Raw genomic sequence first — 3,014 nt, 5'->3', positions numbered from 1 at the left:
GATCCCTGCCCGTACACCGTGCCAGCCGCGCGCCGGACTCTTTCTCCCAACGTGAATCCGCCGTAAAGTCCCCGGTAGGCTCCGTCCTGGACCGTGCAAACGAACACTTGGAGGTTTTTCTCATGTCGCGCATCATGCGGTTCGACCACGTCGGCGTCACTGTTCAGGACCTCGACCACGTGGCGGCGTTCTTCGTGGGACTCGGGCTCGAGATCGAGGGCCGGACCTTTGTGGAGGGCGAGTTCATTGATACGGTCACAGCGATCCCGGACTCCCGCACCGAGATCGTCATGTTGCGGACACCAGGCGGAGGAACCGGGGTGGAGCTATCCAGCTTCGTCAGGCCAGATCCGCAGCCGGGATCGCCCGCCGCCATGGCCAACGAACTTGGGCTGCGCAGCTTGTCTTTCGAAGTCGACGATCTTCAAGCGAGGGTCGACCGGTTGGCTTCGGAGGGGTACGGGTTGGTCGGTGGCATCGGCCAGTACGAGGGAGCCTGGCGCATGGCGTACGTTCGAGGTCCAGAGGGGATCATTGTGTCCCTGGCTGAGCGGATGAGCTAAGGATCGGCACGAGCAAGGCCCTCCCACCCAACGTTTCCGCAGGTCAAAGGGCCTTCACTGTGGAGCTAAGGAGATTCGAACTCCTGACCTCTTCTTAGGGGAGGGCATATTTTATTGTCTTCCAAAGGTTGCCCTCTCCAAACGCGCGAATGCTGCATCTTCATCTTCGGCGCCGTCCTTCCGACGCAGATCGTCTACCCCCGATGGTCCCCTCAGTGGCTCGGATCCGAGGAACACGAGTATCATGGCAAAAAGTTCACCAAATTCACCCGGATACCCAAATTCACCAAATTCACCCAAATTCACCTGAGGAACGTGGCGTGCTCAACATGGACAACCCGTTCGGCCTACGGCCGGAGCCACCCCACCGGAAGTCATCGGCCGCTCCGGACTCCTGGATGAATTCGAATATGGCCTTCAGCTCGGTTCCGGAGCCCCTGGACTCCTGTCCATCTTCACCGGTGCCCGCGGCATCGGCAAGACGGTCATGCTGGGAGCTGCCCATGACCTTGCCCAGGAGCACGGATGGGCAGTGGTGGCCGAGACCGCGACCGGAACCTTCATGGGTCGGATCGGCGAAAAGATGCGCCGACTCATCCAGGAGCTTGACGACCAACCCGAATCCCGCCGTCGTATCACAGGGATTTCGATTGCCGGGTTCAGTGTCACGTCCCAACTTTCGCCCGAACGCCAGGTGGACTGGTGGGAACTGGGGGAAACACTCCTGAAGCTTCTCGACGAACGCGGGACCGGGCTCCTCATCACCGTCGACGAGATCCATGCCGCCGACCGAGCCGAACTGGCCCAGCTGGCGGCCAACGTCCAGCACTTCATCCAAGACCGGCTGCCCATCGCACTGATCTTTGCAGGCCTTCCCTCTGCCGTATCGGATCTCCTGAACGAGGGCGTGGCAACATTCCTTCGCAGAGCCGACAAGATCGATCTCCATGCCGCCGCGGTACGCGATGTCGAGACATCCTTCACGGAAACCTTCGCCGCCGCCGGGATCACCATCGACCCGGACCTGGTGCACAAGGCAGCGACAACCACCGGAGGCTACCCCTTCCTCATCCAACTGGTCGGCTACTTCCTCTGGCGCGAGGCCGAGAATAACAACGGCGGCCTCTCCTCCGCCGCCGTCGACCGGGCAATTGCCGCCGCCATCCGACGCAACGAACGCGTCGTCATTGAAGCCGCCCTCGCCGCGGCATCCGCCAAAGACCAGGAGATCCTGCACGCAATGGCCATCGACGATGGACCCTCCACGGCCGGGGACATCGTCCGGCGGACCGGTTCACGGCCCACTCTCGTGGCCAAATACCGGACCAGACTCCTCGCCGCAGGCCTCATCGAATCAACCGGCCACGGAAAAACCGACTTCGCCATCCCCGGACTGCGGGAATACCTCCGCAAAAATCAGCCACACTGACCGCTGCCGGTCGGCGACGGACCTCCTCCACCCACCCGGCAGAGACTTCCAGCAAGCGGGGCTCAGACCCGCTCGAGTTTGCGGAGGCGCTCTCCCGCAAACGGCATGACCGAGAGCGTTAAACAGGTTCTCGCTGTGGTGCCGGGGCCGGGAGGATATGGCCGTGTGGTTGGCCCAATTTTTGGCACAAGAAAGGTCCTCCCACCCAACGTTTCCGCAGGTCAAAGGGCCTTCACTGTGGAGCTAAGGAGATTCGAACTCCTGACCTCTTCGATGCGAACGAAGCGCTCTACCACCTGAGCTATAGCCCCTGGTCAACTGTGCATTGCCAGTGTCCCTAGGCTACAAACTATCTTCGCGCTTTGCCAACCACGACTCGAACGTGTCAGTCCCGGTCCGCTGGCTTGGCACCAAATTCAGTCCGTTTCGAAGATATTTGCCCATCGCTCCGGGCAACGGCACCTCTACGATCCGTCCAGAACGCCCGGTCGCCTTGAGCCAGATCTCAGCGAGTTCACGCATGGTCCGGATGTCCGGTCCGCCGATGGTTCGTGTCCGGTGTCGCTCAGCGGAAGGTTCGCCCATGGCCTCGGCAAGCAACTCCGACGCCACGTCCAAAGGCGAAATCGTTTGAAAGCGGGCACCCTTGAAGACCGGGATGAGGCGAATTTTCGCCGCGGCCTGGAAAACCGCCGTCACGAGGCTGTGGAACTGGGTGGCCCGCACAACAACCGTCTCAAGCGCAGAATTCTCGTAGACCCGTTCTTTGTCTGCCTTGGAGACATAAAACGCCGCGTTGCTCTGGTCGCAGTTGATGATCGAGAGGACAACAGCCTTGCGGACACCGGCACCGGAGGCCGCGGCGAGCAGGCGCGCGCCGCCGTCGGCGAAATTCTTGAGGGCTTTCCCGAACTGCCCTTCCAAGCAATCGATCACGACGTCGGCCCCGTGCAGGCTTCTGCCAGCCCGGCCCCTGTGGTGACGTCAGCCTGAAAGTAGCGGGCGCCGTCGTGATGGGCTGG

At 61.7% G+C, this 3,014-nt stretch carries 3 protein-coding genes and 1 tRNA gene; 2 read left to right on the top strand and 2 right to left on the bottom strand.

The genetic code is table 11. The annotated features are described in order from the left end of the window. Positions 1-563: VOC family protein (locus AHiyo1_RS01855; protein WP_340639266.1), on the top strand; the 563-nt coding region annotated here is incomplete at its 5' end. A 376-nt stretch (positions 564-939) separates the two neighbouring features. Beyond that, positions 940-1,992 (top strand): ATP-binding protein, encoded by a 1,053-nt coding sequence (locus AHiyo1_RS01850; RefSeq protein ID WP_059387431.1) that lies wholly within the window; start codon positions 940-942, stop codon positions 1,990-1,992. A 238-nt stretch (positions 1,993-2,230) separates the two neighbouring features. Here the strand turns inward: AHiyo1_RS01850 and AHiyo1_RS01845 are convergent. Continuing rightward, positions 2,231-2,303: transfer RNA gene (locus AHiyo1_RS01845), tRNA-Ala, on the bottom strand. 31 nt (positions 2,304-2,334) lie between these two features. Next, complete coding sequence (locus AHiyo1_RS01840) at positions 2,335-2,928, bottom strand: SDR family oxidoreductase (RefSeq protein WP_059387430.1); 594 nt, start codon at positions 2,926-2,928, stop codon at positions 2,335-2,337. Positions 2,929-3,014 lie beyond the last annotated feature (86 nt).

It is taken from the genome of Arthrobacter sp. Hiyo1 (assembly GCF_001263615.2).
GTDB lineage: Bacteria > Actinomycetota > Actinomycetes > Actinomycetales > Micrococcaceae > Arthrobacter.
Note: the sequence above shows the minus strand (reverse complement) of the source record. Positions and strands in the feature narration are given on the sequence as shown.